This is a genomic window from Myxacorys chilensis (assembly GCF_059505265.1).
In genome coordinates this window covers 1-26,918 of sequence record NZ_JCACKG010000303.1, presented here as the reverse complement: position 1 = coordinate 26,918, position 26,918 = coordinate 1, and the positions used below count along the sequence as shown (strand labels likewise).

General features: G+C 48.3%; 21 protein-coding genes and 1 pseudogene. 8 read left to right on the top strand and 14 right to left on the bottom strand.

From position 1 onward, the window contains the following. Nucleotides 1-151: 151 nt before the first annotated feature. Nucleotides 152-2,830, top strand: a complete 2,679-nt coding sequence (gene mutS, locus AC5JLB_RS30185; protein WP_495877510.1) for a DNA mismatch repair protein MutS — start codon at nucleotides 152-154, stop codon at nucleotides 2,828-2,830. On the opposite strand, the gene AC5JLB_RS30180 is transcribed toward mutS, so the two are convergent. Beyond that, nucleotides 2,813-5,032 carry a sensor domain-containing protein gene (locus AC5JLB_RS30180; RefSeq protein ID WP_495877509.1) on the bottom strand — a complete coding sequence of 740 codons (2,220 nt, stop codon included), beginning with the start codon at nucleotides 5,030-5,032 and terminating at the stop codon, nucleotides 2,813-2,815. The two genes, mutS and AC5JLB_RS30180, sit on opposite strands and share 18 nt — an antisense overlap. Nucleotides 5,033-5,324: 292 nt before the next feature. Further along, nucleotides 5,325-6,149 carry an alpha/beta fold hydrolase gene (locus tag AC5JLB_RS30175; RefSeq protein WP_495877508.1) on the bottom strand — a complete coding sequence of 275 codons (825 nt, stop codon included), beginning with the start codon at nucleotides 6,147-6,149 and terminating at the stop codon, nucleotides 5,325-5,327. Between the two features lie 274 nt (nucleotides 6,150-6,423). Between AC5JLB_RS30175 and AC5JLB_RS30170 the strand changes: the two genes are divergently transcribed. Further along, complete coding sequence (locus AC5JLB_RS30170; RefSeq protein ID WP_495877507.1) at nucleotides 6,424-6,768, top strand: hypothetical protein; 345 nt, start codon at nucleotides 6,424-6,426, stop codon at nucleotides 6,766-6,768. Nucleotides 6,769-6,963: 195 nt separating this feature from the next. Here the strand turns inward: AC5JLB_RS30170 and AC5JLB_RS30165 are convergent, their stop codons facing one another. From AC5JLB_RS30165 to AC5JLB_RS30135, 7 genes are all read right to left on the bottom strand, one after another. After that, nucleotides 6,964-8,490 carry a bifunctional metallophosphatase/5'-nucleotidase gene (locus AC5JLB_RS30165; protein ID WP_495877506.1) on the bottom strand — a complete coding sequence of 509 codons (1,527 nt, stop codon included), beginning with the start codon at nucleotides 8,488-8,490 and terminating at the stop codon, nucleotides 6,964-6,966. A gap of 230 nt (nucleotides 8,491-8,720) precedes the next feature. Continuing rightward, nucleotides 8,721-11,345 (bottom strand): bifunctional diguanylate cyclase/phosphodiesterase, encoded by a 2,625-nt coding sequence (locus AC5JLB_RS30160; RefSeq protein ID WP_495877505.1) that lies wholly within the window; start codon nucleotides 11,343-11,345, stop codon nucleotides 8,721-8,723. A 142-nt stretch (nucleotides 11,346-11,487) separates the two neighbouring features. After that, the gene (locus tag AC5JLB_RS30155; protein WP_495877504.1) at nucleotides 11,488-12,138 is read right to left on the bottom strand and encodes a hypothetical protein; all 651 of its coding nucleotides are present in this window, start codon (nucleotides 12,136-12,138) and stop codon (nucleotides 11,488-11,490) included. Between the two features lie 137 nt (nucleotides 12,139-12,275). After that, nucleotides 12,276-13,232, bottom strand: coding sequence for a hypothetical protein (locus AC5JLB_RS30150; RefSeq protein WP_495877503.1), 957 nt, complete (start codon nucleotides 13,230-13,232; stop codon nucleotides 12,276-12,278). A gap of 136 nt (nucleotides 13,233-13,368) precedes the next feature. Continuing rightward, a complete protein-coding gene (locus AC5JLB_RS30145) occupies nucleotides 13,369-13,761 on the bottom strand; it encodes a hypothetical protein (RefSeq protein ID WP_495877502.1) in 393 nt (130 codons plus the stop codon). 159 nt (nucleotides 13,762-13,920) lie between these two features. After that, on the bottom strand, nucleotides 13,921-14,361 hold the full coding sequence (locus tag AC5JLB_RS30140) for a DUF309 domain-containing protein (RefSeq protein ID WP_495877501.1): 441 nt from the start codon (nucleotides 14,359-14,361) through the stop codon (nucleotides 13,921-13,923). Between the two features lie 80 nt (nucleotides 14,362-14,441). Further along, the gene (locus AC5JLB_RS30135; protein WP_495877500.1) at nucleotides 14,442-15,599 is read right to left on the bottom strand and encodes a DUF58 domain-containing protein; all 1,158 of its coding nucleotides are present in this window, start codon (nucleotides 15,597-15,599) and stop codon (nucleotides 14,442-14,444) included. A 360-nt stretch (nucleotides 15,600-15,959) separates the two neighbouring features. Between AC5JLB_RS30135 and AC5JLB_RS30130 the strand changes: the two genes are divergently transcribed. Next, the gene (locus AC5JLB_RS30130) at nucleotides 15,960-17,225 is read left to right on the top strand and encodes a type IV pilus twitching motility protein PilT (RefSeq protein ID WP_495877499.1); all 1,266 of its coding nucleotides are present in this window, start codon (nucleotides 15,960-15,962) and stop codon (nucleotides 17,223-17,225) included. A 129-nt stretch (nucleotides 17,226-17,354) separates the two neighbouring features. Here AC5JLB_RS30130 and AC5JLB_RS30125 read toward each other — a convergent pair whose 3' ends face one another. Together AC5JLB_RS30125 and AC5JLB_RS30120 are read right to left on the bottom strand one after the other, a co-directional pair. Next, complete coding sequence (locus AC5JLB_RS30125) at nucleotides 17,355-18,398, bottom strand: S-layer homology domain-containing protein (RefSeq protein WP_495877498.1); 1,044 nt, start codon at nucleotides 18,396-18,398, stop codon at nucleotides 17,355-17,357. 72 nt (nucleotides 18,399-18,470) lie between these two features. Next, a complete protein-coding gene (locus AC5JLB_RS30120) occupies nucleotides 18,471-19,541 on the bottom strand; it encodes an SIS domain-containing protein (protein WP_495877497.1) in 1,071 nt (356 codons plus the stop codon). A gap of 486 nt (nucleotides 19,542-20,027) precedes the next feature. Between AC5JLB_RS30120 and AC5JLB_RS30115 the strand changes: the two genes are divergently transcribed. From AC5JLB_RS30115 to AC5JLB_RS30105, 3 genes are all read left to right on the top strand, one after another. Further along, nucleotides 20,028-20,429 (top strand): Npun_F0494 family protein, encoded by a 402-nt coding sequence (locus AC5JLB_RS30115; protein ID WP_495877496.1) that lies wholly within the window; start codon nucleotides 20,028-20,030, stop codon nucleotides 20,427-20,429. Between the two features lie 179 nt (nucleotides 20,430-20,608). Then, entirely contained in the window at nucleotides 20,609-22,081 is a 1,473-nt protein-coding gene (cobQ, locus tag AC5JLB_RS30110; RefSeq protein ID WP_495877495.1) for a cobyric acid synthase CobQ, read from the top strand. Nucleotides 22,082-22,237: 156 nt separating this feature from the next. Continuing rightward, a complete protein-coding gene (locus AC5JLB_RS30105) occupies nucleotides 22,238-22,477 on the top strand; it encodes a 2Fe-2S iron-sulfur cluster-binding protein (protein ID WP_495877494.1) in 240 nt (79 codons plus the stop codon). 277 nt (nucleotides 22,478-22,754) lie between these two features. Here AC5JLB_RS30105 and AC5JLB_RS30100 read toward each other — a convergent pair whose 3' ends face one another. From AC5JLB_RS30100 to AC5JLB_RS30090, 3 genes and pseudogenes are all read right to left on the bottom strand, one after another. Next, nucleotides 22,755-23,231 (bottom strand): transposase, encoded by a 477-nt coding sequence (locus AC5JLB_RS30100; protein ID WP_495877493.1) that lies wholly within the window; start codon nucleotides 23,229-23,231, stop codon nucleotides 22,755-22,757. Nucleotides 23,232-23,292: 61 nt separating this feature from the next. Further along, entirely contained in the window at nucleotides 23,293-23,601 is a 309-nt protein-coding gene (locus tag AC5JLB_RS30095; RefSeq protein WP_495877518.1) for a transposase, read from the bottom strand. A 66-nt stretch (nucleotides 23,602-23,667) separates the two neighbouring features. Beyond that, a pseudogene (locus AC5JLB_RS30090) lies at nucleotides 23,668-23,862 on the bottom strand (IS701 family transposase); the annotation flags it as partial. A 232-nt stretch (nucleotides 23,863-24,094) separates the two neighbouring features. Between AC5JLB_RS30090 and AC5JLB_RS30085 the strand changes: the two are divergent. Then, the gene (locus tag AC5JLB_RS30085) at nucleotides 24,095-24,670 is read left to right on the top strand and encodes a DedA family protein (RefSeq protein ID WP_495877492.1); all 576 of its coding nucleotides are present in this window, start codon (nucleotides 24,095-24,097) and stop codon (nucleotides 24,668-24,670) included. Between the two features lie 24 nt (nucleotides 24,671-24,694). Beyond that, complete coding sequence (locus tag AC5JLB_RS30080; RefSeq protein WP_495877491.1) at nucleotides 24,695-26,416, top strand: GH3 auxin-responsive promoter family protein; 1,722 nt, start codon at nucleotides 24,695-24,697, stop codon at nucleotides 26,414-26,416. Nucleotides 26,417-26,918 lie beyond the last annotated feature (502 nt).

The window sequence follows — 26,918 nt, the reverse complement described above, 5'->3', positions numbered from 1 at the left end:
ATCATTCAATGGATAGAATTTAGAAATTAACGTTGAAATACATACTCATCATTACAACGCAGATGTGAGAGGATAAACGAGTAAGTTGGGCGCTCCCAACTGCTCATCTCCCTGCGCTACAGTCTAGTAGACCCGTACTGATTGATTCGGCATGACCGTCTCTCCTCCAGAACCAAACTCGACCCACGGCGTTCCCGATCGTCTCGTCAAACATGCGGTGCGCTATGCCGATCATCGAGCTGTCGACCGAGACGCTCTCACCCCGATGATGCGTCACTACGCAGACATTAAAGACCAGTATCCCCATGCGCTTTTGCTCTATCGGGTGGGCGACTTTTACGAAACCTTTTTTCAAGATGCGATCGTGATTTCACGCGAGTTAGAGATTGTTCTCACCTCCAAAGATGGCGGCAAAGATGTGGGGCGTGTTCCCCTGTCGGGCATTCCGCATCATGCGCTCGATCGCTATTCTGCGCAGTTGGTTGAGAAAGGCTACGCGATCGCGGTGTGTGATCAGGTCGAAGATCCCGCTGAGGCGCAGGGATTAGTGCGGCGAGAAATTACCCGCGTGATTACGCCCGGAACGATTCTTGAAGAAGGAATGCTAAATGCGCGGCGCAACAATTTTTTAGCGGCTGTAGTGATTGCGGGTCATCACTGGGGCCTTGCCTACGCTGACATTTCCACCGGGGAATTTCTCACCACTCAATCGACCGGGCTTGACCAGCTCAATCACGAAATTACTCGTCTCCAGCCCGCAGAAGTTCTTTTCCCAACCAATGCACCCGATCTGGGTGGACTGCTGCGACCGGGAGAGAAGTCGAGCCAGTTGCCCGATTATCTGCCGACTCAATTTTGCTACACGCTGCGATCGCAGGCTCCCTTTTCTCAAGTTGAAGCGCGGCAACGGCTGTTGCAACGGTTTCGAGTGCGATCGCTAGAAGGAATGGGCTGTGAACATCTTCCTTTAGCGGTTCGTGCAGCAGGTGGATTGTTAGAGTACCTAGAAAGCACATCAGAGCGTGCAATCTCAAGTCAGAAAAAACAGTTTGCTACTCAGCAAGTCCCGCTTCAGCCCATTTGTACATATACGTTAACAGAATATCTAACGCTAGATAATCAATCTCGACGCAACTTAGAAATCACGCAGACGGTGCGAGATGGAACATTTCATGGATCGTTATTATGGGCGTTAGATAAAACGATAACGCCAATGGGAAGTCGAGCGCTACGACGATGGTTGCTACAACCGTTATTAGACATTTCCGAAATTCAAGCCAGGCAAAACACGATCAAAGAACTCGTTGAAGATGGAATCCTGCGAGAAGCTCTTCAACAATTACTAAGGCAGATCTATGATCTTGAACGGTTAGCAGGTCGTGCTGGATCGGGAACCGCAAATCCTCGTGATTTGGTGGCTCTAGCAGATTCAATCAGTAAACTTCCTCAGTTGAGTCGGCTGGTTAAAGAGGCGCGATCGCCGTACTTGAAAGCGCTACAAAACGTTCCACCCCTTCTAGAAACCCTCGGAAATCGCCTCCACGCTCATCTGGTCGAGCGTCCACCTTTGGCGATAAAAGAAGGTGGTTTAATTCGTCTAGGCGTTGTGTCTCAGTTGGATGACATGCGCCATCAAGCCACGGCAGATGAAAAATGGCTTGCCGATCTCGAAGTTTTAGAGCGCGATCGCACAGGCATTCCGACCCTAAAAGTGGGATATAGCAAAACCTTTGGCTATTTCATCAGCATTTCTCGCGCCAAAGCCGATCAGGTTCCGCCCGAATATGAGCGCAAGCAAACCTTGACCAACGAAGAACGCTTCATCACCGCAGAACTGAAAGAACGCGAAAGCCGCATTCTCAATGCCCGCAAAGAATTAGGCGAATTAGAGTACGACGTTTTTGTGGGATTGCGAACCGAAGTCGGGGAACAGGCAGAACTGATTCGGTCGGTCGCTCATGCGGTAGCGGCGGTAGATGCGCTGGCAGGTCTAGCTGAGGTGGCCGTCTACCAGGGCTACTGTTGTCCGAAAATTCTCGCGGGTCGAGAAATTGCGATCGCAGAAGGTCGCCATCCCGTCGTCGAGCAATCCTTACCCGCTGGATTTTTTGTGCCTAACTCGGCTGAATTGGGCAGCAATGCCATCGCTCCCCATCCCGATCTGATCGTTCTCACTGGACCCAATGCCAGCGGCAAAAGCTGTTATTTGCGTCAAATTGGACTGATTCAACTGATGGCACAAGTTGGCAGCTTCGTTCCGGCTCACTCTGCAAAGTTAGGCATTTGCGATCGCATCTTCACCCGCGTCGGAGCCGTCGATGACCTTGCTACCGGGCAATCGACGTTTATGGTCGAGATGAACGAAACCGCGAATATTCTAAATCACGCCACGCCGCGATCGCTGGTGTTGCTTGACGAAATCGGACGCGGAACCGCCACCTTTGATGGACTATCGATCGCGTGGGCCGTCGCCGAACACTTGGCGACCGAAATCCGCGCCCGCACGATCTTCGCCACTCACTATCACGAACTGAACGAACTCGCCTCAATCCTGCCCAACGTGGAAAACTTTCAGGTGACCGTGAAAGAGATGCCCGACCAAATTATCTTTCTGCACAAAGTCCAGCCTGGTGGAGCCGATCGCTCTTACGGCATTGAAGCAGGACGCCTCGCTGGATTGCCGTCGTCTGTAATCGATCGGGCCCGTCAAGTCATGAATCAAATCGAGAAGCACAGCAAGATTGCGATCGGGCTGCGGAAAGGGAAACGGAGTGAGCCAACTCACCAGCACGACAGCAACCCAACACAGCAACTAGATATTTTCAGGTAAACGCCCGATCATAGGCAGGACTTGTGTAAGCTGCAAGAACGGATTTAACGTTGCAATCAGCGCTGCCGCCTCTGTTTTGGGCAATGGCTTCGAGAACAGAAACCCCTGAGCATATTCACACTTGAGGGCTTTTAGTTGCGCGAGTTGCTTGGTTGTTTCTACGCCTTCTGCCACAACATCCATCCCCAAGTTCCACGCCAAGGTGATAATGGTACGAACGAGTTCTAATTTTTCTCCATCCACATCCACTCGGCTAATAAACGATTGATCGATCTTTAAAAGATCCATTGGAAATCGGTACAGATAGCCCAGCGAGGAGTAGCCCGTTCCAAAGTCATCAACCGATAGCTGAATGCCCATGGCTTTGAGCTGAAGGAGCATGTCCATTGCCGATTCAGGGTTCTCCATGATGGCGCTTTCTGTAATTTCTAGCTTCAAACTGTGGGCATTTAGCCCTGTGTCTAGTAGCGTTTGCTTAATTTGACTAATCAAACTTGGCTGCGAAAATTGGCGACCGGAGAGGTTAACACTAACCGTTAAAGCATCACCGGGGAAGGCATCTTGCCATTCTTTAAGCTGACGGCAGGCTTCGCGCAACACCCACTGTCCGAGGGGAACGATTAGCCCCGTTTCTTCTGCGATCGGCACAAACTTAGCGGGTGAAATTAGACCCTGTTCCGCATGCTGCCACCGCACTAGCGCCTCAAAGCCCATAATCTTTCCAGTGGCCAATGCCACGATCGGTTGATAGTACAACTCAAAGTTCTGATGCTCGATCGCTTTTCGCAAATCGTTCTCCAACTGCATTAGCGCCACCACATGCGTGTGCATATCGGTGTCAAAGACTTCATGGCAGGCTTTGCCCTGAGCTTTTGCCCGATACATCGCAATGTCTGAGCCGCGCAGCAGATCTTCTGGACGCTCAAAATTGGTTGTGCTGAGGGTAATGCCAATGCTGGCAGAGGTAAAGACTTCATGCCCACTCAGCGCAAAGGGATGGGAGAGGGCTTGCTGGACGCGCTCCGCAACTTTGGTCGCGTCCCTTTCATTCCGAATGTTTTCGAGCAGAATTGTAAATTCGTCACCGCCGAGCCGTGCGACGGTATCTTGGGCAGACACACAGGCTTCTAGACGCCGCGCGATCGCGACTAAAAGCTGATCGCCGATCATATGCCCCAAACTGTCATTGATGACTTTGAAGCGATCGAGATCTAAAAACAGCACTGCGAACTGATAGTCGCTATCTTGCTTCGCCCGGTTGATGGTTTGCGTTAGCCGCTCCATAAACAAGAGTCGATTGGGCAATCCGGTGAGGGGGTCATGAAACGCATTGCGACGAAGCTGTTCTTCTGCCAACTTGCGTTCTGTGACTTCTCGCATCACAGAGACAAAGTGTGTCACTTGCCCTTGCTCATTGCGAATCGGAACCATGTTGACGTCTACCCAAAAATGCGAGCCATTCTGACGGTAGAGAATGACTTCTGCCCTGACCGCTTCATGATTGAGTAAGGATGTGCGAATGAGGGCCAGTTCGGAGGCTCCTGTGTCTTCTCCAAGCAAGATTTGAGCAGATTTACCGATGATTTCGCCAGAACTGTGACCCGTGGCGCGAGAAAACGCATCGTTGACGTAAACAATTCTGAGGCTAAGCGGATCGTGGGTCGGTTCTGCCTGAGAAATCATCACGATTTCATTGGCATTAACCACCACTGATTCTAAAAGTCGAAGATACTCCTCTAACCACTTTCGCTCGGTAATATCTTTCACGGCAATCAGCGTTCCGACTGGCTCACCGTTGCTATTGCACAACAGCGTCGAATTGACTTCAGCCCAAAACTTCCTGCCGTCTTTTCGCTTGAGCTGTCCTTCCTTCCACCCATAAAACTGTCGTGATTTGTTAGAGTCATCTCCCTGAAAATCTAGCCACCCTTCGATCGCTGAGAAAAACTGTTCTGCGGGTTTTCCCACCATTTCAGCCGTCGAACATCCGACTAGCTTTGCCATCCGGGAATTGACAAACTGCACACGCTCTTGAACGTCTGTGATCACTACCCCATCATTCAAATTCTCAACCACCGTTTGCAAGAGCCAGTCTGATTCTCTAGCGGTTGAATCAAACAGGCTCTCACTAGTGTAGGGTTCGGTCGCCACACTTGGCTCTTTGGGACTCTCTGCTTCCAAGTGCTGAAGGATGTTTGCCATGCCGCTTATGAGTGAGGATTGAAGCAGGTAGAGTATTTATTGAAGGTGCAATCTTGAAGATTGCCTCAATCTGCCTCTATTTAGGGATGGGCTTATAAATCTGAGAACTTAAACTCAGGCAAAAGAATTTATTCAAATTTGATACTGAAATCCTGTCACTGAACCGGAACTTTATAAAGGAGCTAACGCTTTGTAAGCATTAGTAAGCGCTTTCTTTAAACTAGCCTCCTGCACTTAGGCGGCGACGCTAAGTCAGTGAGTGCTATTCGTTTAGGCTTCCCAAACTAACGACTTAATATGCAGCCATACGTTGCCGAATTAGGTTTGCAAGTTCCAGCGCATGATTTTGAGGCAGTGCATGACTGGCATTAGGTAACACAGCAAGTTCAGCTTGAGGAACTTTCTCAGCGTAGGTTTGGCTATGCCAAAGCGGAATCGTATCGTCTTGATCACCCGTAATGACTAACGTGGGAATAGAGAGACGATAAATTTCTTTTTCAACGGTGTCGATCGCATCTTCAGGACGCAGGCGATCAACGAGGAACGATCGTGCCGCAGGTTGAGCGTTAAGTTGCTGTCGAAACCAGGCAATCTGTGCCAGTGGTTTTTCTTGCCTCAACACTTGAGCGATGGGTTTTACAAGCTGGAGTGCCCAATCGACGACCGGAGTTTGCCAAAGCAATGGACGCAAATGGTCATAGCGTCCAGCAAAGCTGTCATCCCGAATTCCGGCTGGAGCTGCCAAGATCAGACCTTTTACGGATGCTGGATACTGCAGTGCATAAGCAGACGCAACCCAACCGCCGAATGAATGTCCTAAAAGATAAAAACTTTCCAACTGCAACGCTTCTACCACCTGCCGCAGAAATTCAACTTCTTTAGCAATGTTGTACTGAATCAGAGGTTTTGTTGAGTCTCCAAATCCCAATAGATCAAGACCAATGCAGCGATACTGATCTTGAAGCTGATGCATGAGTGGCATCCAGCAACTTCCATCTCCCATGAAGCCATGCAGCATCAGTAATGGCGCTCCATTCCCCATCTCAATATAAGCTGCGTGGGCAGACTCTAATCCATCAAAACTGAGGTGAATGTGCAGAGAGGATTTTTGAAACAAGGGGCGGAAAACTCTGACGGTTTGATAAGCTTACTGTCCTACTTTATCGAATCCACATGAAACGCGATAGCCTAAAGGTGATTCTAATCTTAGAAGCTACGCAGAGGGTTCTGGTTAGCAGTGGATTACGGATACCTTCAGAAGAGCTTTGCCTGCCGATATAGCCGCCATAACAGATTAACAATTTAGTTGGAACCGGAGGGCTACATCTGCTATCAAATCTGTTGCCAATGCGTAAGTCGTGTAATCTGTGCCATCTCTAGGAGAAGCACCTATGTTATCGTTAAGGACTGTGATTTTTCAGAGTGTTGCCCTGATTGCAATTTTTGCTAACTTCTTTTCTCCAGTAAATGCGTCTTCTCCGCCGAGTATTACCTCTGAGCAATTACAACGCATTACTCGTGACATTACTCCTACAAACTCGCAAGATTTTTTTAGCAGAGGGCAGGCTCAGTTTGAGCGAGAAGTTCGATTGCTACAGCGTTGGCGAGAATCATCACCTAGAGAAATTCTCAAAATTGATCCACCTCTAAATGGTAACGCTCAAGATAGGCAGACTCCAGAATTATTTCAGAAGAATCGGTTGTATCCAGATCAACGTACCAATTCACGCTATTAGTAGATCGTAAGTAGATATTCTTTGATGCAAAGGCTTGGTAACGTCGAAGAGCAAACTGTCCTGCGATCGCAATCTCCCCTCAAGCACTAGCGTATCCCTCGTTAGTCAAAAACATTACATCCTTGGCTTGAGTTGCCCTGTCTCAACGTGTATCCGTGAGGCTGATAAGCCATTGATAGCATGACGACAAGCTGATCACCTAATGGTTTGTAGCTCTTGAATAACGGCAAATCGAATATCGCGTTTTTCTGCAATTAATTTGACTCCAGGAGCTTGAAGCGACAGAAATCCTAGGTTTTGTTCCTTCCCACTCATCAAAAAATTATTGATCGCGACTCGATAATTTCGGTTCGTTTGCAGTGGTTGTTTCTGAATTTGCCACCCTGTTTTTTCGTCATACTGGACATTTGCCGTTTGCAAATAGCCGCCTGTTCCCCGATTTGCCTTGCCCTGGTCTAATACTCGTTTGAGGAGGTCTCCTGGCATTTCTACCGATAGAACTTTTCCGCCAAACGGTAAAATCCGAATGACATCGTATTGGCTGATTGCGCCTGCGGGTAAGCGATCGTCAATACGAACTGAACCACTATTAAAGATGGCGAGTTCTGATCCGTCAATTTCTCGCATCATTGCTTTCGCAATTAATTGAGTCAGATTGGTCGGTCGGTTGCGGACACTTTCTTCTAGGCCATCCAGAAATTCTGTAGTAGTGGCAACGGTTTGATTTGGCTCAAAGCCACTCGTCCGAAAGGCTTGAAATCCCTTTTGCAGCCACGTTTGAACCACCTTAGCAGTGGCTGGATCCTCAGGCAGTGCAGGTGTAATGGGTTGCAGTTGAGAGTCAATCGTCAGGCAGCGGTTGACCGTATTGTATCTGAGGGTATGAATATAAACGGTGCGGGCATTAGCATCGGCTTTAAAGATGGGAATCCCTTGATCAATGCAACGGGAAGAATGTTGGGGACGTGGAACTAATCGCCATTGCTGGATGTTCTCATGTTCGTGTCCACCCAGGATGAGATCAATTTCTGGGACGGCAGCGGCTAATTGCTGGTCTTCTTCTAAACTGAGATGCGTCACCGCCACAATAGCATTGACTTTACCCCGCAATGCTGACACTTGGGTTTTTGCCATTTCGATAGGATCTCGATACCGTACATAAGATGCTGGATTACTGTCCAGCGTTAATCCAATTAAACCAATGCGAATCGTTGCTCCGCGATCGCTCTTCACCATCAAAATAGGGGCACGATCGACTTGGGAAAATGGTTGCCCTGCTTCATCGTCTACATTGCTAGAAAACCACTTGAACTTTGATTCTCCTAACCGTTGTAAAAAGTCTTCTTTTGAAATGTCAAATTCATGATTTCCCAGTGTGGCATAGTCGAATCCCGCAGCATTCATGGTAGCTACCATTTGCTGTCCAGCCAACCGTTTTCCATTCACTTGTGCGGTTCCCAAGGCAGATGGACTGAAAGCGTCCCCAGCTAACAGCGTAAAGGTTCGTGGATTTTTAGCAATCAGTTGTTTTCGTAACGTTGCCACTCGTGCCATCCCACCCCTTTTTCCACCTTCGACGGGAGTGATTTCGTAAATATCGTTGAGATGGAGTAGAGTAATATTCACAACCTCAGCAAGAGAAGATTGAGCGATACTGAGAACAGAGCCGAGACTGATCAAAAGGGTCTGTGCTGCAAAGGTCCATCGTTTTGAGTTTTGCATGCCTGGGTTCCTTGCCCTAGTGTGATATCCACAAGTTAGTTGCTTAGAATACAACAGAACAAGATTGGCAAAGCGAGTGATTTAGATTTCTATAAACAGCAGGTGCCGACTGTTGTTACCTGAAGTCAGCCTATTTCTTCCATCCTTTCCTCAAGGGCACTATCTACTTCAGGAAGGTGTTGACCGTACTCTTTGGTGCTCTCGTGTTTAACTTTCGGAGGTCAATAACCCTACTTGAGCATCTTCAAACTCGCTTGCTTAGTCAGAAACTGAGTAATCCTATCTGCAGGAAGTGGAGGGGAGAACAAATACCCCTGCGCCTGTTCACAACAGATTGCTCGAAGTTGTTCAAGTTGCTCAGGTGTCTCTACTCCTTCAGCAATGACATACATTCCCAATTTGTGTGCCAAGACTATAATTGCTTCAACAATTTCCAAAGTTTCACCTGTTACTCCAAGGCGGCTAATGAAGGAACGATCAATCTTAAGCGTGTGAATAGGAAAGCGGTATAAATAGCTGAGAGACGAGTAGCCTGTGCCAAAGTCGTCTAAACTGAGCCGAATGCCTGAGTTGCTGAGCTGGGTCAGTTTAGACTGAGTTGCTTCGCCTTGGTTCATTAGCAGGCTTTCAGTAATTTCAAGCTTCAAATTGTGGTGTTGCAACCCCGTCTGAGATAGTATCTGATCAATCTGTTTAACTAGGTCAGGCTGGAGGAACTGCTTACTTGATAGATTGACGCTCATGACCATGAACTGACAGCAGGCGAACTGTTGCTGCCACAGCCGCATTTGCTGGCAGGCTTGACGAAGAACCCACCAGTCTAGGCTGACAATAATTCCTGTTTCTTCCGCAACTGGAATAAATCGATCGGGAGATACCATACCCTGAGTTGGATGATACCAGCGAACCAGCGCTTCAAAGCCGGTAGTTTGGTGAGTTTTGAGATCGACAATTGGTTGGTAGTAGACCTCAAACTCTTCTCGTTCGATCGCACGCCTTAAATCCGTTTCAATCTGCAATCGCTCCACGACTTCTGTATACATTTGGGAATCAAAGATTTCATATCGAGCTTTGCCATTGAACTTGGCCCAATACAAAGCAATATCCGCATTGCGTAAAAAACTTTCAGGTTGATAATCTCCCATCGTGCTGAGAACGATGCCAATACTAGTACTGATAAACAGTTCATTCTCCTTGAGAGTGAAGGGTTGCTGTAATTCTTGAGAGATGCGGTCTGCGAGCTTAATTGCATCGGTGATATCTGTAATATTGTCAACCAAGATAATAAATTCATCCCCACCAAACCGAGCCAAGGTCGTGTACAGGGATTGATTCAAGATTTGGGTTGCCCTGACAGAAGTGCTTAATCGTTTTCCAACTTCTATGAGCAACTGGTCTCCTGCCAAATGCCCTAGGCTGTCATTAATTAGTTTGAAATAGTCTATGTCCAGAAACAGGATGGCAAATAGGTAGGGAGAGTCATGATTTACTGAATCAGCTGCATGCGAAATTGCTTCCTGTAGCTTGAGTTGAAACGCGGTTCGATTCGGCAAGTCTGTTAGAGCATCGTGATGGGCGTTATGTTCTAATTTAGCAAAGGATTCTCGTAGTTGCTGTGTCATCCCGTTAAAGGAGCGAGCGAGCGCAGCAAGTTCCCTGGTTCCTGATGCTTCAACCTGCTGATTCAAATCCCCATCTGAAATTGCCTGCGATGCTTGGCTCAAGCGCAGAATGGGGTAAGTAATCCAACGCGAGGTATGAAATGCTAGAACGATCGCTAGTGCCAATGCCAGCAGACAGAGCCAGATAGTTGTACGAGTGTTTGCATAGATCTGCGCCATGAAGTCAGATTCGGGAACGACGACGACGACCAGCCAGTCAATGCCCAAATCGTCTTTCCAGGGAGTGACTTGAACAAACTGCGGCTGATGGTCGAGCGAAAAATCCAACTGCTGAGAGTGCTGAATTTGATTGAGATTACCAAAGCGATTGTTTAAGTGTTGAGCGGTTGCTCGAATCAGCAGGTCTTTACTGTCAGATGCTTTCAAGCGTTGTGGTTCGCCATCGACGATTTTGAAAGGCTGTTCAGGAACCGAACTACCAATCATCAACCCAGTGCGTTCGATGATAAACGTCTTACCAGAGGGACTGACGGTCAGTTGACGAAGAAAATCGCTAATTTGAGAAAGGCGTTGCTCGCTAGCAACCACTCCTTTTAACTGTTGATTGGCATCGTAAATGGGAAGACTAGCTGAGATTGCAAGGGAAAATGGCGCCGCCTGCCAGTTATACACCGACGTCCAGGTAAGCCGCTTCTGCTGAATAGCAGCGCGATACCAATCTTCTTGCTGAAATGGGTAAGCACCGAAATCGCCAACTAGCTTTGTTGTGCGCCTTCCCAGCCGATCGGCTTCCCAAATGTAGAGATTAGAATTGCCGTGTTTTGCTGGGTTGACGTACCCAATTGTGGCGCGATCGTCATACACAAAGCCAGCAGATTCAAAATTACCGGAGCCAGAGCCATACAATACAAAGCCAGCGTTGAATGAGTTTACCTGTCCCCAGAAGAACTGCTCCAACGCTTCGGGGTTCTCAGAATTCACGATTCCTGTTTTGATGGCATTGGCATTTAGGCTTGTCAGCTGTTTAGGAATTTCCATGTAACCAGTCAGATGCTGAGCAATGCGAGCGCTGACCTCCTGCCGTAATCGATCCGCTAGGCTACTAACAGACTTTTGCCCATTCTGGAATGAAAGGTAGCTGACTAAACCAATGACGGTGAAGATTTGCAGGACAAACGGAACAACTAACAGTAACTGGAGTGGAACGCTTCGGGGATTTTCAGAACGCGGCATGATTTAGGCAGGAGTGCGGAAGAAAAAGAAAAATGAGAAAACTCACTAGTTCATCTTCAACTAAATTAATCTGAATCTGTGTATTAAAAATGCCCAGATGCTACCCACCGCCAACAATGGTCCTTCTGAATAAAGCGCTTGCCTAATCCCATCGACCTCTAATTTGCCTAAAAAATCGACTAACTGTCCTTCTGTTTGCAGAGTTGATTTGCAATGATCGAAGTGAGCGCCCAGAACGCGTCAGCAGGGCAGCAATTCCTAAACTCAAACAAAACAAATAAAGGGGATAGATCGCGAGTTCTATTGAGAACCGTTCGATCGCAAACAGGTTTAGAGTGTTTGCTCCCAAAAACATAAACCAGGACAGGGCATCTTCTGAATCAGGGTCATGATAAAGCTTACTTAGTGTTGGTAACGCACCCAGCCCGTCCATTCCAATATTGATGAGCAACGCCACTAGCGGTGACCCCGATCTCCACCATAGCAGCAGGCTCAGGGCTACACCAGCAAGGCACATTCGGTCAAGACGATGCCAACCGCCTTCACCATATCTAAGCGACAGGAGCGCAATGATGATTTGGCTAACCAGTTGAGAAAGTGGAACCCAGAGGGTATGAGTAGCTCCCGCCGCAGAGTAGCTGGTCGTAAGAATTATTCCGATCGTGGTCCAAATCCACCAGGTTGCTCGATTTGGGTGGGTTTTTCCTCGGCAAATTGAAATGATGTATGGAATATAGCTCGCTAACGAAAGAATTCCGGCTGCTATCCCTACATTAGGTTGCCAGTTAAACACGATTGATTCTTCTGTCCTTACACTACATTTGGGTTTCTCTTAAAAGTAGGACAAGAGAACGTTGTTCCCTTGTCCTGTTGTCTCTGGGCCAAGCTAAATCTCACCGAAGCGAGGTTTTAACTGCTGGGGACAGAAGTTTAAGGACAATGGGCATCAAGCCAGGCCTGACACTCCTGATGAATCTGCTTGAATAGATCTTGCTCCAATGCCATGAACGATTCAAACCCTTCCAAAACCCACTGCACAATTTGTTCAACTGGCTCTGGTCGATATTGAACCACTAGATTAAGAGCCTCTACAACACACTCGAAATGTGATGCTTCAACACCTGATCCTTCATATCGGCTATGAACTAGAACATAACACCAGGGATGATAGCGATGCCCACAAATTTCAACCGCTGAGGAGTTACGAAGATAGCAATCAAATTCACTACCTTGATTGTCGTGGCGGAAGACCTTATCAACTAACGCATACTCTATATCCCCTAAAAGTTCTGAAGCTGAATGAAATCCCAGTGCGCGGATCAATGCCGCTACATTACCTGGTTGCCCTTGGTAGCCGTCCATGACTGACATTGAGATCTCGTTCAACCAGTCTGGAATTTTCGCAAATTGATTGCGTTCTAACACCGATAAGCCTGCGTAGTCCCCTATCGTTTTAAGCAAAAGTTGAGCAAGAGCACGGTGAGATGCACCATCATTTGATCCTTCATCTGCAGCTGCAATCATCACCTTCATTGCGACATTAAATCCCCGATCCGCCTCTTCAATAACCGGAACTTCTGGATCGGTGAACAAATAGCGTGACATGGCGATCGAGCTGGCAAGCCGAGAAATGACCGATGAGGTATAGGCGTTGAAGTGGGTATAGCGTTGGAAAAATAAGTACAGCACTGTTGGGTGTTGCAGAGCATGATGAAAATAGTCTGCAATGGTCTCTTCGCTCTTTGAGAGATCAAAAGCTTGGTAGAAAAAGTCTCTGGAGAAAGGTTGTGCTGGATTTTCCGCCGCCAAGCTAGTTGCAGCGGTGGTTGCGTGTAAACCAGAAGAATTGGATGTCTTGGAGGAGATGCTGTCAAAAAGAAGCGTCATAGGAAATGCTCTACGTCTAGAGGAATTAGATGAACCTGACCAGTCAAAATAAGCAAAGTTAAATATTGGAATCGTCTTCTCAATAAAGCTCTGTTAACAAAATGACTAGTCCTTTCGTCAATAACCTGGAGCGTTACTACGTAGGTTTGCACGAAATTCTAATCTTGGCAACACAATCCTTCACAATGTCTTGTAGTTTGAACACAGCCGAATGAATGCATAGACAAGGATGCTCTACAGTGCTACTCCAGCGTACCGATGCCGTTGAATACTGCCCCTCAAACGAATGGATTCGTAGAGACATAAAGCCAGACAACATAATTTTAAGAGAATCTAGGGCCTCATCAATTTCACGAAGTAAAAATTTGAGATATTCTACAGTGAGGAATCTTTGTATCAGATCAGCATACTCTGTTGCAGTTAATTGATTCAGCAATGGCTGAGAGATAAACAACATGGTTAGCAACGGTTCCGTGAACAGTCCGGTCGAAATTGTTACAATGCTGAGTGTGATAGGAACTAAAGACATTGACCTAAAATGCCAATGCGGTGACAGCACAACCAATAAAAACTCTCCAAGTGCTACAAACCCTGAAGAGAAGGAGAATGATTACCGAAAGTATAACGATTGCTGCGATCGCCGATGACCCGCTCAAAGCGTCAGAATTGGAAAGACTGCCGAGTGCAACTAATCACTGCTCTCTTCTAGAGCGGGTTTGGATTTTTGGAGAATTGGGGGACGAAGAAAAATAGGCTCAGAAGGCGTTGCTTGATCAGAAGCTTGATTTAGAACGATGCGATCGACATTTTCCGCGCCCAAGGTTTGCAGTTCTGATAGAAGATCAGCGGCATCTGCGCTAAATTTCTGAACATCAATTCCACCATAGTCTGGCTGGTAGTCTCGTAGCCGATTTAGTCCTTCACCCAATAAAATAACTGCACCACGCCAGTTGCGGTTGCCCAAGTGGTAGAGCGCAACCGACACTTGTAAGATGCCTTGGTAGAATTTCTTCTCAAACGTAGGAGCCTCGATCCAGATTGCTTCTAGGGTATCGTGGCAGGCATAGAAGTCGCCTTGATTGAATTGCTCGACTCCAAGCCAAAACTCAGTTGGTAGGGCTTCGATCACGGTTGCTTAAACCTATAGTGGCTTACATCTTATGAAACATCTCCACTCTAAAGGTGTCTGCTGCGTTTCTCCACTGCACCCTAGGAGGACGTTGAATCATTTTGTAGCTGACGTTGAAGCGATTGGTTTCGCCACGCTCCGGTGGGCTGCTCTGGCTGGATCACCAGTCCAGGCAGAGGAATGAGCTGCTTCGGTTGGTCATTCCATAAGATCCAGCGACTTCCGTTCGGTAAGCTGTGGAGACTGAGGGGATTTTGGGTCAGCCAAATGAGAGGTGTCATGGGCAGACGCTCGATTTGAGTCTCTTCTGCGGGTGTAATTGCCGCTAGGGTTTCCAAGACAGCTTGGTTTCCAGCAATAACACCGCTCCCCGCCGTCCAGACGCGAATATTGATCGTTTGGCGAATCGCATAGAAATAAAGAGAGGCGGCGGCAACCACAGCTTGCTCGAACGCTTCAGAGTCCCAACTGGTCGTGCTATCGAGGCAAATGATCATCTCTTGTCCGCTGGTGAGCGTCTCTAATTCTCGAACTCGCAGTTCTCCGTAACGGGCACTGGTGCGCCAATGAATTAAACGAGTTGAGTCGCCCCAGCGATAGGGTCGTAGCGATCGCGTCAAGCCCTCGGTGGCGGCTTGCGTTCGCCGATGGTCATTCAGAAGGCTGGTGTCTTGTCCAAGTTCATCGATCAAAGGGCAACGCGATAGGGGGAGAACGGTCGGATAGACGGTTGCGATCGCGCTGACATCAAACTCCTGCCGACACCAAAATAGCCCCAAGGGTGCGGCTGTTTTGACCCGTACGCTGTGCCATCGGTAGATTCCGCGTCTGGCAGCGGGCTGCTCATACACCCAGTAGTGCGTTCCGTGGGCAGCCAACGTTTCTACGACTCGGCGAACGGGTTCACCCAGAACCGACGGAATCAAGTCTTCCACTTGCAGCAGTTCTTTGCGCTTTGAGGTCGAATTCTGAATGAGTAGTTCTACCGTGAGCCTGTCCCCTGCGCTGATTGGCAGAATCGGACGTCGGGAAAGCTGAAGCTGGGTGAGTGTTTGTCGGGAAAGCAGAGCGGCGATCGTCAGCAGGGAGACTAGAACGCCGCTAATGACGTAAAGCCATCCTGCCATCGTATTGGTAGCCGCTAAGAAAAAAAAGAGGGCCAATCCGCTCAACACTAAGCCACTAAATGACGGAGCGACCCAGCGAGTTTCTAGCCACGGCAGAATGCGAGTGTTCATAACGAATATGAGATCAAAATATGAAGGCTTTGCAAAGCGGGAGGCGATTGATCAGTCCCGTTTGGCGCGAGTAAGACTTGGAACGATTTAGAGAAACATAGACTACACAGCGCTTTTAGAAGGAAAATCAGTTCTTCTTTAATCCCGCTCTCCAATTTCCCTATGTTTGAGGAAATAGAAAAGTTTGTAAACACCTAGAATCTCTGTGATTATACTGGTTAGAATTTTGAACACAGCTATAAATTAAACTTAAATCAGCGAATACACTTATAGCCTCATTTCTATTGCCTCACATTCTGTGCCCCCAGATGTCACTGATTTGATCAAGAGTTCATGTAACTAAATCCGACCCTAGTGACTATGACAAACAGTAATCCTGATGGCCCTGCTCAGCAGAACCTCAATCAAGGCGCTTCTCATCGCTCGTCTAGAGCTAGCCTGACTCCGCCACCGCCAAATTTTGGCGGAATGCGAGTTAGACAAGCTACCGCTAACACCGTTTCCTCCATTGAGCAACTAGTAAAAGATGCCCATACCCGACATGCTTCGGACATTCATCTTCGCGTTGGTGAAGTGCCTCGATTTCGGATTCGGGGTCAAATGGTGCAGATGAGTGACCTTGCGATCGTCACGCAAGAACACTTTCATCAGTATCTCGCCGAAACCCTCACCCCTGAACAACGCGACCGATTTGCCCAAGAGAAAGAGCTAGACACCGCGATCTACTATCCGGGGTTTCTACGGTGTCGGATCAACTGTTTTGAGAGTTTGACCGGAGGCGCGATGGTGCTGCGCTTAATCTCTCTAGAGGTTCCGTCAATTGACAATCTCGGCTTGCCCTCAGTGCTGAAATACCTGATTAACCATGAGCAAGGATTAATTCTGGTGACAGGTCCGACGGGTTCTGGTAAATCCACCTCGATCGCGGCAATGATTCGAGAACTCAACGAGTCTCAGCATCGCCATATTGTCACGATTGAAGATCCGATAGAGTATGTCCATCCGTCCAACCAGTGCTTGATTAGCCAGCGAGAAGTCGGACTGCACACTCACCAATTCCATCAAGCGCTACGAGCCGTTTTGCGGGAAGACCCGGACGTGATTTTGATTGGAGAAATGCGCGATCGCGTCACTGTCGATATTGCGCTTCAAGCAGCTCAAACGGGACATTTGGTGTTGGGAACACTGCACACCAAGAACGCCATCAGCACGATCAATCGTCTGCTTAATATCTACAACCCTGACGAACAGAGCGCAATGCGGCTTCAGATTTTGGAATCGCTTGTCTCTGTAATTTCACAGCAACTGCTTCCCACCACCGATGGACGTCGAATCGCTGTTCACGAGATTCTGATTAACACGCCTGCAATTCAAGATTATTTGCTCAAGGGCAATGACACGGATGCCTTTCAACTCATGGCAACAAGTACCAGTGAAGGGATGCAGGTGATGAACCAAGCACTGTGCGAATTAATTTTACTGGGTAGAATTAGCCCTGATGATGCGGTGAAGGCTTCTCCTGATTTGGGCGATCTGCGGCGACGCGTGCGAAATGAAGGCTATGATCCAGGACAGTCTTCCAATCGCGAGTTTAGTCCCACTGCTCGTCAGTATCGCCCGAGGTGAGGCGACGTAGGGTTTTGTCAAGCGAAGGAAGAGAGATGAAGCATGAAAAACCAAGTCGAACTGCTTCATCCCTCTTCGCAAAGCGTTGCCGTAGGCATCCCTCTGACGCAGCACTAGGAGCAATTACTACTACTGGGCACTAGGCGTAATTCGACCATCTTTCACCATCGCCTGATACACCAAAGCAGCAGCATCTGCCCGCGTCGCATTCCGATTCGGCTCAACCCTATTGGGCGATGGATAGTTGGTTACAATACCAGATTCAACAGCAGCGGCAACTTTACCTTGTGCCCATTTTGGAACCTCTCCGGCATCTTGAAATCGAGATAGAACCTGGCTAGGTTGGGACGGAGGCTGCAACTTCAAGCCTGTTGCTAGTGCTGTTTGAAGCTGAAGAATCGGAATTTCTTGATTGGGTTGAAAGACACCGCCAGGATAGCCATTTAGAAATCCCGTTTGCACCGATTCATCGATTGCGCCCTTTGCCCAATAATTTGGTTCCAAGTCTCGGAACGGCAGGAGTTCCTGGTTTTTTGGTTTCTCAAACGCCCTACTTACAATTCCCGCAAATTCAGCGCGAGTAATTGGTTTATTGGGCTGAAATGTGCCGTTTGTGAAGCCGTTGATGATATCGCGGCGGGCTAATTCCGCAATGTAAGCCGACGCCCAGAAGTCCGCAGGCACATCTGAGAAGCCCGTTGGAGACGTGGCATTGGGAACAGGAGAGGAGGGTGAAACCGTAGGAGCGGGGGTCAGTGTCGGTAGAGGAGAGGCGGCAATAGACGGCGAAGGCGCTCCCGAGGGCACGACTACAACGGCTGGAAACTGAGTGTTCGTTCGCGGGTCAGCTTGAAGAGCGGGATCAAACAGAGTACCGCCTGATGAGTAGGGAGCAGCGCTTGAGAAGCCTTGCGGTGCGATCGCTGCGCCATTTCCTGTCGTTGGAGCCGTTGTCACTCCTGAATTCGGTAAAAGTGGAGCCGGGGCTGGCAGTACCCCTGTCAATGCTCCCATGTCGAACCCTTGATCAGGCTGACTAGCTGCCCAAGCGCCAATGCTGCCAATGCTGAGGAACGCGACAAACATAGCAATTAGCTCATCCGCCGTCAGCCTGCGGCGCTCTGAACTGGGTGGAAGTGGGTCGTCGCGGCGTGGATCTGGAGAAGAGGTCATTTTAGAGACAAACTCTCATAGCAATTTATTCCTCCAAATCCTAAAGCAAATTGTTCTAGAACAACAGAGGCTTTAGGAAGATTTGAGGGATTTTGTGATATTTCTCGGATGATCGACATCAATATTGCGGGAGATCGCAAGGTGATAGGCCAAGAGTTGCAGCGGGACGATGTTCAGAAATGGAGACAATAACTCCTCACAGGGCGGAAGCACGATCGCAGCATCAGACCCGCCCAGCAGAATTACATCACTGCCGTTACTGCTGATTTTTTGAGCCACTTTAAGCATGCGCTCTGCACTGGCTGATCTAGAGCGCTGAGAAGGACAGATCGCGATCGTAGGAATGGTTTGATCTAACAGGGCAATCGGCCCGTGAAGAAATTCCCCTGCTGCATAGCCTTCTGCATGGGTATAGGTGGTTTCTTTCAGTTTCAGTGCGCCTTCTAGCGCGATCGGATAATTAATTCCTGTACCTAACAGCATGAGAGTTTTCGTGTCTTTTAGAGAAGCTGCGATCGCAGTGATTGTAGCTTCTTGTTGCAGTACCTTCTCCACCTGTGCGGGTAGAGCATCCAACTGAGCGTTCCACCCTTTTAACTGTTCGTTACTCAAACGCTGTCCTTGTCGGGCGTAGAAAAATGCTAAGCCGTAGAACAGCGCTAACTGTGCTGTGAAGGTCTTAGTGGCAGCAACACTTGTTTCAATGCCAGCCGCAACAGAAATCTCATAATCGGCTTCGGTAGCGATGGAGCTTTGGGAATTGTTAGTGATCGCGAGAATGTTGAAAGCCCCACCCGGAGAAGATTGTTTTACAACCTGCATTGCCGCTAAGACATCGGCTGTTTCTCCCGATTGGCTAACTACCACAACTAAAGTGTTTCGGAACCGGGGGAATGGAGCAGCAAGAAATTCTGACGCCGATCGCACTCGCGTTGGAATTCCCGCGACTTGTTCTAATAAAAATTGCCCAATTAGCCCAGCATGAAAACTGGTTCCACAGGCGAGAATTTGAATCTCTTCAACCTGATCTAATGTTGGCAACACCTGAAACGCTTCAGTAGGATCGCTGAGGGAGTGACGAATCACCTCTGGTTGCTCATAAATCTCCTTCAGCATGAAATGCTGAAATTTCTGTAGCGCCATCCTCTGTTGTCCTTATGCTCTTTAGTTCACTGATTTGGCAGCGCGAGTGTATCCGCAAGTCCGCTTCTAGTGTAGTCTTCTAACTTGTGAGTCAGTCGATTCAACGAATTGAAATTAATGGTGGTTCCTGCTGAAGTTGTAGAGTCGCTAAAAACAGATCCACTCAATCTTTGGCTTACTAGGAATCCTGCGGCGCATCTCAACCGTATTAACTGGAATGGGGATCTATCTAAGAGTTATTTTGGCAACGGAGTAAATAGAGTTCCGCTGCCGGACTCGCAAATCATGATTTCTTAATGATTTTGAATTTCACAACCCAGTTCTTTTGTTACTGTAGAAAATACTACCAGCGTACTAAATTTAATGACAACGAGAGAATGGTTTTGCCGATTCTGTCAATTGATGGAGTAAAACATTTTTAGAATACTGTTAGTTAAGATTTTCAACTCTAGTTAGGATTTTCACTTCTCCAGCAGTTTGTTCTCAATGACTTCTACAACGTCTCCTACACCCATTTATTACACTCAGCGCACAATCGATAGAGCCGCCCGCGCGGTTCGTTGCGCTCCGTTTCGGCTCAAACTCTATGCGGCGATGATTGCCCAAAGCGTCGCTTTAGGTGCGATCGCGGGCACATCTGGCGTTCAGCATCAGTACACCCGCCGCCCCCTGCTCGAACTTGCCGCCGAATCCGAACTCCTATGGCTAATTCAGGTCGGTCTGCTGCGACGCGAAGTAGACGGACAAGGACTAACCGACAGTTTCCGTCTGACCCCGCTCGGTCGTCAACTCGTTCAGACTTGGCAAACCAAAGGCAGAGTAGATCGGCCTAGCTTAAGCGATCGCTTTTACAATGCATTCAGTCGTTGGGTCAGGTTACCGTTTTAGTGGAAGGGATGAGGGATGAGGGATGAAGGATGAATATGTGTTTTTTGGTTAATGACAATTCGCTGCTGAAATCTCATCCTCATTTAACCTTTCATCCCTCATCCCTCATCCCTCATGCCCTACCCCTTCTTGCGTCCGCATCGTCCCTTGTTCTCAGCTTGCCCCGGAGGTCTCTCTAAATGAAAGCCATCATGGTCGTGGGAACAACATCCCACGCTGGAAAATCCCTAATCACCGCCGCATTGTGTCGCATCTTGGCACGGAAAGGATTTCGCGTCGCTCCGTTTAAGGGGCAGAATATGGCGCTGAATTCTTATGTCACCGCCAATGGTGGTGAGATTGGCTACGCACAAGCGGTGCAGGCATGGGCAGCCGGAATTCCGCCTTGGGTGGAGATGAACCCAATTTTGCTGAAGCCTCAAGGGGATATGACCTCACAGGTGATCTTGAAAGGTCGGGTCGTCGGTCGGTGCGGAGCCGCCGAATATTATGAGCAGTTCTTTGATGCGGGCTGGCAAGCGATCGAGGACTCGCTGCGGCGACTGAGCGAAGAATTTGACGTGGTGGTTTGTGAAGGGGCGGGTAGTCCTGCGGAGATTAATTTGAAGCACCGCGACTTGACTAATATGCGGGTGGCGAAGTATCTCAATGCCCCGACCATCTTGGTAGCCGATATCGAGCGGGGTGGCGTGTTTGCCCACATTGTCGGAACGCTAGAGTTACTCGACCCGGATGAGCGATCGCTGATCAAAGGCATCGTCATCAATAAATTCCGGGGACAGCGATCGCTGTTGCAATCGGGAATCGAGTGGGTCGAAAAGCGCACTGGAATTCCGGTGATTGGCGTGATTCCCTGGCTTGATCAATCGTTTCCCGCCGAAGATTCGCTCAGCTTGCTCGATCGCGGCATCAACGCGAAGGGAGACTTAACGATTGGAGTCGTGCGATTGCCGCGCATTTCAAACTTTACTGATTTCGATCCGCTTGAAGCAGAATCGTCTGTGAACGTAAAATATCTCCACCCGAAGCAATCGTTGGGACATCCGGATGCGGTGATTTTGCCAGGATCGAAGACTACGATCGCCGATCTGATCCTCTTGCACAAGACAGGGATGGCAGAAGAAATTCAGAACTATGTGGCGGCAGGGGGAACGGTACTCGGCATCTGCGGCGGCTATCAAATGCTGGGTAAAATTCTTGCTGACCCGGAAGGCATTGAAGGGCACGAAGGGCGCTATCGCGGGTTAGGTCTATTGCCGCTCAAAACCGTAATTGCGGGGCAGAAAGTGGCTCGTCAGCGCAGCGTTACCTCTCACTTTCCTCAAGAAGGGTTGCCCGTCGCCGGATACGAAATTCATCAAGGACGGACGCGATTGCTTGAAGAAGACGGGGGTGGCATCCAAGCCCTGTTTGACGATGCAAATTTAGGGGTTGTAGACGAATCACATTCGGTTTGGGGCACTTACCTGCACGGCATTTTTGATAATGGTCCGTGGCGGCGGGCATGGCTTAACCGCTTACGTCAACAGCGCGGTTTACGATCGCTACCGACAGGCGTTGCCAATTACCGTGAACAGCGAGAACTGATGCTAGACCAGTTAGCAGATGCGATCGCGCCTCACCTTGATCTCAAAGCCGTGATGCCTCAGTAACCCCATTCGCAAAAAAAAACAAGCGCACCAGCAATCCTGAATGCGCTCTTATCCCTAACCCTTTCGGTGCAACGTACCCGTTTGTCCTTGTCTTACACACTAAACTTAAAGCGGCGGGTCAACCCGTTGCGTTTAGATATTCTTTAGAATTGCATCATGAGCATTCGCATTCGATTTTTGCCCGACGATGTCGTAACCACTGCCGAAGTGGGAGAACCGTTGCTTCAAGTTGCAGATCGGGCAGGCATTTCAATTCCCACGGGCTGTTTGATGGGGTCTTGTCATGCGTGTGAAGTCGAGATCGATGGTGAGGAATCGGTGTGTAGCTGTATTTCGGCTGTGCCATGCGGGCGTGAGGAGTTAACGATTAATCTGTTTTTCGATCCGACTTGGTAGCAAAAGTTGATCCGCAGGCAACGGAGCCATCCTAGGGGTCATCACCACCTGTTAGGGAACTGGACAAAGCGGCCTTTTGCGGAAGAATTGACCTGCGCGATCGCAGAAGGCTGCAACGCGGTAACGGAAACAAAGGCAGTTTTAACGTCAACAACTTCAATGCCGCTGAGGTTGTTTAGAGCGTTCCTTTGAAGCTTAGCAAAGCCACTCGTGGCAACTTTATTTCACTGGACGCACCGTTCTACAGGATGACGGCGTATAGAACCCATTTGAGAGCTTAAGGAGAGGCTGCAAGCCGTATGAGCTGAATGAAGCAAAGGTTGAGTTTGGTTGTGGCGTTGGCTAGAGTTCTCTCAAAGTTCTTCACCAGAATCTTACAGCGCTCCATCCAAGCATTGGAACGCTCAATGAGCCATCTTGCAATGGCTGGAACAAATCCAGATTTTCCTTGCTCTGCCTTTTGTTGTTTCGAGGGCTTAGTTAACAACTCAAATTTGATTTTTGTCATGATCTGGGAATAAACCTGCTCTAGCTCATGGGTCAAATCGTCAATGTGATAGCTGTGGTCGAGCAAGATCGTAATTTTAGAGATATTGACTGGCTTTGTCTGGAAATAGTCGATATTGAGCGTTAACATCTCAACTAATCCCACATCATCAGAGCTATTAGCAGCGGTGCAGTGGGTGAAAAAGGGGAAGCCAAGCGTATCAATGGCAAGGTGCCGCTTTATCCCATGGTTACCTTGTAAAAACAATACCCTTTTGAATCCACACTCGCATTGCAGGTGTTCTTCACCGCTTGTGAATCAATCATGATTAAGGTTGTCCATTTCGGTCTTTTTTCACCTGCTCCCTGACCTGTTCATGTAACACTTTGATCAACTGTTCAAACACACCTGCACCTCGCCACTGCTTGTAGTGCCAATAGACAGTTGAATAAGGGGGCAAGTCTTTGGGTAGGTCACACCAGTTACACCCATTTTTGAGTTGATAGAGGACACCGTTGACGATGTCTCGTTTTGTCCAATTCGATGGACGGGTTTGTTTCTTCTTGGGTAAGATTTCAAGCAACAGGGGTTCAAAGAGGTCCCATTCCTCATCGGTGAGGTCGCTGGAATGGGGCATAGCATCTAAATTAGGCGAGTTTGCGTTCCTAATTCCTATTCTAAAAGATCTCAAATGGGTTCTATAGGCAAAGTCAAACAGAATGCGACGCAGCAATAGATCATGAATGACTGCACAGTAGAACCATTGCATTTGCTCATTCAATACAGCAAATCCTTGTGCCAAAGATAGAATCTCAATCACTTTGAACCACTGCTTGAGACGATCGAAGACAATCTACGGTTCAATCACCAAGCGCAAATTGTTGAGCAGGTTTTTCCACTTCAGGTTGAGAAGGTCCTATTTGACTGGACGCTGTACAAGACGATTGCATAGATTGTCTGGTCATCGTTCTGCTGCATATTACTAGGGGACGATGTTGGAATTACATTCATTAAGCACGCTATGCAGTAGAGTCCGTAATTCAATGCAACAAATCCACATTTATTCACGCGAAAATGTTAGAAAAGCCGGCAGAGGTATTCTAAATGGCTGTACAACCTGACCGAACGGAATGCTAGCACAACCCAGTGACCTTGTAGTCGCCTTGGGCTATCTGGGCGTTTTTCTACTCGTCTTTTTGTTTCCGATTCCACAAGAGTTAGTGTTGCCGATGGCTGGATTCATTACGGCCCAGGGCAAGCTCAATCTTGTAGGAGTCGTGATCGCGGGTGTGATGGGCAGAATCGCTGGATCGATTCCGTGGTATTGGGCAGGCAGATATGTTGGTGAAGAGCGTCTCACAGCATGGGCTAGACAGCATCGATGGCTCAAGCTATCAACCCGCGATATTCAGCGAGCAAAGCAATGGTTCGACCAGGCTGGTAGTCAAGCAGTCCTCTTGAGCCAATTTATTCCCATCATTCGGACGCTGATCGCATTGCCTGCTGGCATGAGCCAGATGAATTTAGGATTGTTTCTGCTGTGTCTTGTGGCGAGTGCGAGCGCATGGCAAGGAATCCTTGCCTATGCAGGATACTTACTAGGTGCTCAATATCAGGTTGTTAACCATTATGGAAGTTTTGTTCGCATCGGCGTCGCGGTTCTAATTGCGATCGTGATGGTTTGGTTGTTGAAGCGCAAAAGATAAACGAATTGGAGTGGCAAGCTCGAAATGACAAATTTATTACCTGTTTTAGTGACCATTGCTAAAGCAACCAAAGCCAATTTTGTGCGTCAAACTCGTCGAACGTTAGCTGTCCAAGAGCAGTTCTTACGCTCTGTTTTAAACCGGCATCAAAGGACTGAATATGGTCAAAAATACGGGTTAAGCGACATTAAAGCGATCACTCAATTTCAGGAACAGGTTCCCGTGCTGCCTTACAGCAGCTATGAGCCATATATCGAGCGCATGATGAGGGGCGAACCAAATATTCTGACGGCTGATCCGGTGGCTTATTTCAGTCTGACCAGTGGTTCAACGGGCACGAAGAAAATGATTCCGGTGACAGTTCGATTTCAAAATTCGCTGCGTCGATCAAACCTCACCAGCATTGGCTTTCTGAATGATGCGCTGCGATTCGCTTCGCAAAGCTCCGAAAGGGTTGACAAAACCAAGTCCCCAGGATCGCGAGGAAATCAGTTTGGCAAAACCTTGATCACCAATCCCGCACGGCTATTTGGGCGCACAAGCGGGGGAATTGATTATGGTTCGGCGGCGGCAGGCGTGTTTCGGATGAATCCATTTCTGTTCAGCCAAATTTTTGCTCATCCACCACAAACAACGCTGATCGGAGACAGTTTAGCTCGTCATTACGTGTGTTTACTGTTTGCTTTGCGCTCTGCTTCAACTCGCGCGATCGCCGCCAACTACCCGATGCTGATTCTTCGCATCTGCGCCTATCTAGAGCAATATGCTGAAAATTTGATTCATGACTTGGAGACGGGCACGATTGCAAGTTGGTTACCGCTAGAACCAGAATTGCGAGTGACTTTAGAGCAGCAATGGTTCCCGTCTCCCCGTCGCGCAAATGAGTTGAAGCGAGTACTGCAAGTGCAGGGACGGCTCACGCCTAAACACGCTTGGGAAGGGCTATCTGCGATCGTCACCGCCCGCGGCGGCACCTCAGATTTTTACTTTGAACGATTTCCTGAGTATTTTGATGACATTCCGGTGTTCGGAGCCGTTTATGCTTCGGCAGAAGGCAACATGAGCGTCTATCCCGATGTGAATGTCGATGGAAGCATTGTTGCAATTGAGAGCGGTTTTTTTGAGTTTGTCCCCCAAGATCAATGGGAATCAGACCATCCGAAAACTTTACTTGCTCCCGAAGTCAAAGTGGGAAAGCACTACCGAATTTTGATGACAAACTACAGCGGCTTTTATCGATACGATATTGGGGATGTGGTGGAAGTGGTAGGTTTTTATCATCAAGCGCCGCTGATTGTCTTTCGCTATCGCGCGGGCGGATTGCTGTCATCTACGTCTGAAAAAACTACAGAATTTCACGCCACTCAAGTTATGCAGGGCTTGCAACGCGAGGTTGGGATTATTTTGGAGGATTTCTGCATTACGCTATCCGAACACGAATCTCCTGCCCACTATTTGGTGAACATCGAACTGGCTTCAGGTCAAACTCTCGACGATCCCCAAGCCTTTCTGTGTAGCTTCGAGCGTCGGCTTCGAGCAGCAAACATGTCCTACGCCTTGAAGCGTCCAGATCATATTCCACCTCCTCGCCTCCGAATTCTCGCGCCTGGTAGCTTTGCCATGCTCCGTCAGCGCCAACTGCAAAAAGGAATTCCTGATTCTCAACTTAAGTTCCCGCACATTAGTGAAGAGCGCAGTTTTTTAGCAGGCTTAACGGTGTTACAAGAATTTCAGGAACTCATTTAATTCTAGGTGTCGATACCATGTTTGGGCTCTTTCTAACTCGACTTTGCTCATAAGCTTGTGCAAAATCGAGCAGGAGTGCCTCAAACGCTTTGCAGTTTAGACCTGTCATTGCGCGTAGTAGGCGATCCTGGTTGAAAATGCAGTCTAGATTCAGCATGGGTAGAACATCGCGCACTGCTGGTTATTATCCCTTGTTTCCCAACAGATCTAATAATCATGGCGATTATTTATGGTAGTGTTCTGGCGGTATCTCACTCCTCTGGACTTCTGCGGGTCAGGCAGAAGTTCAAAAAATATATAATCAATAAAAAGCTTTTCTAGCAGGGAAATTCAGCAGAAATATTTCAAGGCTTGAGGGAATGGACTAAAGTTGGACTAAATTTTCAGGGCTAGATCAGGCACAAAATTGATTGAGCGATCGCAGTTCTATCAAATGAGGATGATGCCGGCAGGGCTGTTTCATTGTAGTAGGGGAAAAACCTTGTCCAACTGATTGGCGAAC